The organism is Psychrobacter sp. Ps1, assembly GCF_022129425.1.
Taxonomy (GTDB): domain Bacteria; phylum Pseudomonadota; class Gammaproteobacteria; order Pseudomonadales; family Moraxellaceae; genus Psychrobacter.
Genome location: NZ_JADQAN010000021.1, coordinates 48,383 through 55,567, shown reverse-complemented (window position 1 = coordinate 55,567; position 7,185 = coordinate 48,383). Strand labels below are relative to the sequence as shown.

General features: G+C 45.0%; 5 protein-coding genes. All 5 read right to left on the bottom strand.

From position 1 onward, the window contains the following. Nucleotides 1-201: 201 nt before the first annotated feature. The 5 genes from I3249_RS10870 to I3249_RS10850 all read right to left on the bottom strand — a co-directional run bounded on the left by I3249_RS10870 (nt 202) and on the right by I3249_RS10850 (nt 7,035). On the bottom strand, nt 202-906 hold the full coding sequence (locus I3249_RS10870; RefSeq protein WP_238069971.1) for a hypothetical protein: 705 nt from the start codon (nt 904-906) through the stop codon (nt 202-204). Between the two features lie 301 nt (nt 907-1,207). Continuing rightward, nucleotides 1,208-2,347, bottom strand: a complete 1,140-nt coding sequence (locus I3249_RS10865) for a CaiB/BaiF CoA-transferase family protein (protein WP_238069970.1) — start codon at nt 2,345-2,347, stop codon at nt 1,208-1,210. Next, nucleotides 2,340-4,541: a 3-hydroxyacyl-CoA dehydrogenase NAD-binding domain-containing protein gene (locus I3249_RS10860; RefSeq protein ID WP_238069969.1), complete on the bottom strand. Its 2,202-nt coding sequence runs from the start codon at nt 4,539-4,541 to the stop codon at nt 2,340-2,342. The genes I3249_RS10865 and I3249_RS10860 overlap by 8 nt, the downstream gene beginning before the upstream one ends. 71 nt (nt 4,542-4,612) lie before the next feature. Beyond that, complete coding sequence (locus I3249_RS10855) at nt 4,613-5,821, bottom strand: acetyl-CoA C-acetyltransferase (RefSeq protein WP_238069968.1); 1,209 nt, start codon at nt 5,819-5,821, stop codon at nt 4,613-4,615. 62 nt (nt 5,822-5,883) lie between these two features. Continuing rightward, nucleotides 5,884-7,035, bottom strand: coding sequence for an acyl-CoA dehydrogenase family protein (locus tag I3249_RS10850; RefSeq protein ID WP_238069967.1), 1,152 nt, complete (start codon nt 7,033-7,035; stop codon nt 5,884-5,886). Nucleotides 7,036-7,185 lie beyond the last annotated feature (150 nt).

Below are 7,185 nucleotides of genomic sequence, written 5' to 3'. Positions count from 1 at the left end.
TTTGGCATGGTTTCCAGCCAGTTGTGAGTGCATCAGTTATTGTAAAATCCTCTGCCACTTTTGCAAGAGGTCTAATATATTAAATACTTAAAAAGCCTCACCATTCATCATACGAGCAGTGAGGCTTTTTTCTAGTTTTTCAGCTATATAATTTTTCAAATCTGTTCTTTTGCTGATTACTCTACTAACTTATCTTACTCACTATTCAACATCATCTAACAGTTTATTAAGCTCGTCCACCATGGGATCGTCAATGATACTGCCTTCTACATAGCTGATTATCTCATCTACAGTCGTCAGATCCATTTCACGAATGCCTAAACTGGCCAGTTGAGCATTAATAGATTCTAAGCTGTCGTTATCTTCAGCGTCATCTAATAAATCCTCTTCAAACCTACCTCTGACAAACCAATACATTTTTTCTAGTACAGTTTCTTTTTTGGTTAAAGTAGAATAACCATCGCCATAAATAAATAGATTGAAATGATAAGGTATTTCTACATCGTTAATGAAGAAAGTACGCTGACACTCTAATGTATAGGCTTGAATCTCTTCACTCTCAGCGCTTTCATCACTTTTGTTATCTTCATCATATTCAATCGCCTCTTCTATCAACTCACCTAATATCCGATAGTCGCCGACTTTGATTTTATGATTATAAATGATAGCAGAGTCTGCGATTGCATCAAAAATAATGGCACTGACATCTAAGGTATGGTTGTCGATATCATAAAATGCTTTTAACGCTGGCAAAAACTCGGTCAGCTCTTCTTCTGGCACTTGAATGAGAAACTGCTGCTCGTATATTTTAATCATATCTTCAGGAGCATAGGTATTAGCAGTATTGGTCTCGTTTCTACCTGTTGGCTGCAAAGGTAAAAAATTATACGGGTTATGTTTGGTCATTCAGAACTGCCTTTTTGCTTAAGTTAAATTTATTAAATGTCTGTTGCTCAATCTCTAAGAGCTTTTGAACGCGCTACTATGCTTCAGTACCGTAAAACTTTAGGATTTATGGGCGTATTGTCTCTTATTCAGGCAATTTTAGATAGACAGTTATAAATATACAAGTTCAATCACTCTACTTTAGACAGGCAGTCAGAATAACACAGACTAAAAAGACGATACTAGCCAGCAGTATCTTGGTATCGCCTTCAAGTGCTAATCCAATTTTCACTCTTCTTCAGAGCTAATCACATACCAATTATCAACTTACTTGCTGCCACCCTGACGTCGCGTGATGTTCATCTTGATGTGCAAATAAAGGGTGAACTTTGGCTTCATGTAAACTCAACACAGGGGTCACACAGACATCCGTTGCTGCAAATACACGTTGCCAATGCTCAAGCGTTTGACTGGCGAATTTTTCCGCGATTGTGTTGGACGCAGCTTCACTCTCAGGTCTATTGGGCATGATACCAAGTTGCCAGTGTATTTCTTTAAGCGACGGTAGTTCCAATACCTCACATAGCCCTTGCCAAAATTTTAGCTCTAAGGAACCAACGGCCATATGGCGCTGGTCAGCGGTTTGGTACAATCGGTAACATGGCAATGCACCGCCTAAAAAGTCATGCTGCGGCAGTAGAGTGTCGTTCAAGCCATTTCCTGAAAGGCTATTAATCAGTTTGCCTGTGACCTTTGGCATGACCATATGATTGTACAAACTGTGCGTCATGCTAATAGCAATGTGTCGCCCTCTGCCCGTACGCTGGGCAGCAAATACAGCAGCCAACAGTGCTATCACTGCTGTGTCACTACCACCTGCCAAATCCGCAAACTGAATATTGGGCATGGCCTGTTCACCCTGCGCTGTTTTTAGCTGATCTAGTACACCGCTCATAGCCATAAAGTTAATATCATGACCTGCCTTATTGGACCAGTCATGATTTACTTGAGAGCCATTTTCTGAGTCAGCATCTTCTAAATAAGTACCTTCTTTTGCGTAATTACCTCCTACGCCATAGCCAGTAATAGATACTATTACTAGCTTTGGGTTGATGGCATGCAGGGTCTTAGCATCTAGCCTCATTTCTGCCAAGACACCTGGGCGAAAGCTATCTAGCATCACATCAGCTTCTTTAAGATGTGCTTTTATAGCTTCAATCTCTTTGGGATCATGAAAATCATATTTTTCGGTCGTCTTACCGTGGTTTAGAGCTGCGAATAGCTCACCAAACACCCGAGCAGGATCACCTTGTTTGAGTTCGATTTTAAGGACGTCCGCGCCCAAATCTGCTAGCAAACGCGTAGCAAATGGCCCAGGTAGGTTACGAGTCAGATCGATCACTCGTAACCCTTGTAGACAGTCCGCCATTTGATCATGATTTGATACATGCATGTCAGTCATCGGAGAACGCCTCGCCTTTGGCTGCCATATCTAACAAGATTTGAGCCGGCTCAAAACGCTCGCCATATTTCGCAGCCAGCTCACGACTCCGCTCAACAAACGCACTCACGCCCATCGCATTGATAAACTGTAGCGTACCACCGTACTGCGGTGCAAACCCCCAACCAAAGATAGACCCTATATTGGTATCGGCAACTGAGCGTACGACATTCTCCTCATAGCACTTAGCGGATTCATTGGCTTGAATAAACATTAGCCGATCTACCAAATCTTGCTGTGAAGGTTGCTCCGATTTTGGCGGATATAAATTTACCAACTCAGGCCATAGATGCTTATCACCCTCTGTTGGATAGTCATAGAACCCTTTGCCATTTTTCTTACCTTCGCGCCCTTGCTCATTAACCAATGTTTTTAGTATCTCGTAAGAAGGACGCACTACGATTGGCTTACCTTCGGCTGCCATATCCGCTTGCTGCTGTTCGCTGACATGCAATGCTAGGCTTAATGACACTTCATCTTGCAATGCTAAAGGCGGCATCGGCATCCCTGTTTTCATACCGGCAACTTCGATGCTACGCGGATGCACACCCTCTCCTAGCATTGCGATACCCTCTGATACATAGGTGCCAAATACCCGCGAGGTATAAAAGCCATGACTGTCATTGACGACGATAGGCGTTTTACCTATTTGCACAACATAGTCGAAAGCTTTGGCCAATGTTGCATCGTCGGTTTGCTCGCCCATGATAATCTCAACGAGCGGCATCTTATCTACTGGCGAGAAAAAATGCAGACCGATAAACTGGTTTGGTCGCGTACTGGCTTTTGCCAGTCCAGTAATCGGTAGCGTTGAAGTATTAGACGCATAAACGGCAGTGTCTGAAATCACTGCTTCACTTTGTTGGGTACACTTGGCTTTAATTTCTCGGTTTTCAAACACTGCTTCGATAATAAGATCACAATCCACCAAATCACCATAAGAAACTGTTGGCGTGATGCGTTCTAAGAGAGCTTGTTTTTTCTCTTCGGTAGCACGCTTTCGGCTGATGGCTTTATCCAAAATACTAGCAGAATACGCTTTGCCTTTTTCAGCATTGGCAATTTCTGTGTCCAATAAGACAACGTCTATACCTACTTTGGCAGTGACATAGGCAATGCCAGCGCCCATCATGCCAGCGCCCAAGATACCAACTTTTTTAGTGGTTGTTCGTTCAAACCTTTGAGGACGAGACTGACCTTTTTTGATGCTATTCAGCTGAGTCCATAAGGTGTTAATCATGTTTTTAGATTCAGTCGACAGCACACAAGCGGCAAAATAACGCGACTCAATCTCAAGCCCCGTATCGATATCTACCAAGCACCCTTCAAACACACAGGACATAATGTGAGTAATCGCTGGATAGTTGCCATGAGATTTTTGATTGGCCATGGCAGGGGCGATAGAGAATATAGGAACCACCTTTGGATGCTTACTATCGCCGCCAGGAATTTTGAAACCTTTCTTATCCCATGGTTGCTGCACGCTTGGATTATTTTGAATCCAGTCTTTAGCTTGCCTTAGCATATCCGCTCGATCAGTAGCCATTGCATCAATAAGTCCAATGTCTTTTGCCGATGCTGGTCGTAATTCTTTGCCTTGCGTCATCAGCTCCAGTGCTGCTTGAATACCGACTAACCTTGGTAAGCGCTGAGTACCACCGCCGCCAGGTAATAAGCCCAGTTTCACCTCAGGCAAACCAAGCTTGGTCTTGGGTGTGTCAATCGCAATACGATAATGACATGCTAGCGCGAGCTCTAAACCGCCGCCTAATGCAGTTCCTGTCATAGCAGCGACCACAGGTTTGCCTGAGGTCTCAAGCTTGCGCAAACTCCCTTTTAGTTCTTCGGTCAATGCAAACGCTTGCTCGGCTGTCTTTATCTGGTTCAATTGATCAATATCTGCGCCAACCACAAAGGTTTCCTTGGCCGATGTGAGAATTAAGCCTGTGGCTGAATCATCATTGATAAAACTATCAACTATCGTGGCGAATGTCTCCGTAAAGCCATCACCGATGACATTCATTTTGCGTTTGCTTTGGTCAATCGTGACGGTGACGATACCGTCGTCATCACGCTGGGCAGAGAAGTTTTCTAATTCATTAATGGCTGTTACGCTATCTGCTGTTTGGTTAGCTGCCTGGTTATTTGTCATCATTTTTATCCCTTAAATGATTCTTTGTATATTGCGTTTTAGTCTAATTGGTTTCAGTCTATTTTAGAAAAAAGTTAAACGCGCTCAATAATGGTGGCAATACCCATGCCACCGCCCACACATAGCGTAATCATAGCGGTCTGTAGGTCGCGTCGTTCTAGCTCATCAAGAACAGTCGTCATGAGCATCGCGCCAGTTGCCCCAAGCGGATGACCCATAGCGATTGCACCACCATTGACATTGACGATATCAAGCGAGATGCCAAAATCATCAGCAGTATTCATCGGCACAGCAGCGAAGGCTTCGTTAATTTCCCAAAGGTCTATATCAGAGGCCTGCATGCCCGCTTTATCAAGGGCTTTTTGGCAAGCTGGCGTTGGACCTGTGAGCATAATGGCAGGCTCTGAGCCAATGACTGAGGCCATTGTGATCTTGGCGCGTGGTTTTAACCCTGCTTTTTGACCAGCCGCCGCGCTGCCAACCAAACAGATAGCTGCCCCATCAACGATGCCTGAAGAGTTACCCGCATGATGCACATGACTCACGGTTTCTATCGTGGTGTATCTGTCCAAGATAACGCTATCAAAGCCCATTTTTCCCGGCATGATAAAGGAAGGTTTAAGACCCGCTAAGGTCTCGACATTGGTATTAGATCGGATAGTTTCATCTTTATCTAACAGCATCATGCCATTGATATCGGTAACAGGGACGACGGACTTATCGTAATAGCCGTTCTCCCAAGCCTGTGCCGCGCGGCGATGCGACTCGGTAGCAAAGGCATCGACATCACTACGACTAAAGCCTTTGATCGTCGCGATGGTATCCGCGCCCACGCCTTGCGGTACGAAATGCGTGGCTTCATTGACCCGTGGATCCATGTACCAAGCACCACCATCAGATCCCATCGGCACACGGCTCATAGACTCCACACCGCCTGCCACCACCATGTCTTCCATACCTGACATGACTTTGGCCGCCGCTAAATTGATAGATTCTAAACCAGAGGCACAAAAGCGCGACAAGGTAAGACCTGCCACATTTTGTGCCCAACCAGCATCAATCACAGCGATACGGGCAATATCAGAGCCTTGCTCACCCACCGGTGTTACGCAGCCAAGTACCACATCATCTACCAAACTGGTATCCAAGTTGTGGCGCTGTTGCATCTCCTGTAATAAGGTGCGTGTCAGCCAAATTGGTGACGCTTGATACAAGGAGCCGTCCTTTTTTCCTTTGCCCCGTGGCGTGCGGATCGCATCATAAATATAAGCAGTCTCAGTCATAAAAAATCCTTTTTTTATTTTTTAAATAAACAATAATTATCGTAGTCTTATAATATCAGCGTCTACATAAAGCGTGACGCCAGCTCCTTCATAATCTCATTGGTGCCGCCATAGATTTTTTGCACGCGCGCATCAGCATATAGACGTGCGATAGGATACTCTGTCATATAGCCATAGCCACCAAATAGCTGCACGCATTCGTCGATGACTTCGCACTGTTTTTCGGTGACCCAATATTTGATTAATGAGGCATGCGGTACTGATAATTTACCCTCAAGCATCGCATCGACTGCCGCATCACACATGGTACTGGCAGCGAGATAATCGGCATAGCATTCCGCCATCTTAAAGCGGGTATTTTGAAACTTCCAAATAGGTTTGCCAAAGGCTTCGCGCCCTTTTACGTAGTCTAGCGTTAAGTTGATAGCAAGCTTCATCGAGCCAACTCCTGATAGCGCAATGATTAAACGCTCACGCGGCAACTCTTGCATCATTTGGATAAAGCCCATACCTTCTACCGTACCCAGTAGATTTTTTTGTGGCACACGTACATTGCTAAAGAACAACTCTGAGGTATCCTGCGAGGTCAGACCAATCTTGTCGAGATTGCGTCCACGCTCAAACCCTTCTACTTTGTCCGTTTCTACGATGATAAGTGAGACGCCTTGTGCGCCTTTTTCACGGTCTGTTTTGCATGCTAATAGGATAAGATTGGCGTGTTGACCATTGGTGATAAAAGTCTTAGAACCATTGATAATGTAGTCATCACCATCTTTTACCGCATAGGTTTTGATGTTTTGTAGGTCGGAGCCAGTACCAGGCTCGGTCATGGCGATAGCGCCGATATATTCGCCCGTTGCCATTTTGGGTAGCCACGCTTGTTTTTGCTCTTCAGTACCGTGGTCTAAAATATAAGGCGCGACAATGCCTGAATGCACCATACCGCCAAATCCCGATTGATTGGCTTCGGTCTGTGCGTAGATAAGCGCCGCTTCATGACCGAAGTCGCCGCCGCCGCCGCCATATGCAGCTGGTATCGCCGCACACAAAAACCCCATCTCGCCCGCCTCTTCCCACGCAGCACGATCGATCATGCCGTTTTTGCGCCACTGCTCATCTTTAGAATCCCAAGATTGAAACATTTTTAAGGCGCTGTCATGCACCATCTGATGCTCTTCGGTCATCCAGTTTGGGGTAAGTTTTTCGATACTCATGATGTCTATCCTTGACAAGGTGAAGTGAAGAACAACTATATAGTCAAGTCTATATAAATCCGCTACAGCGTCATCCTCGCTAAGCATACTAATGTATAACTTGCACTCGGTTTCCTTGTATCGAAATTATATTAACTGACTATAACTAAG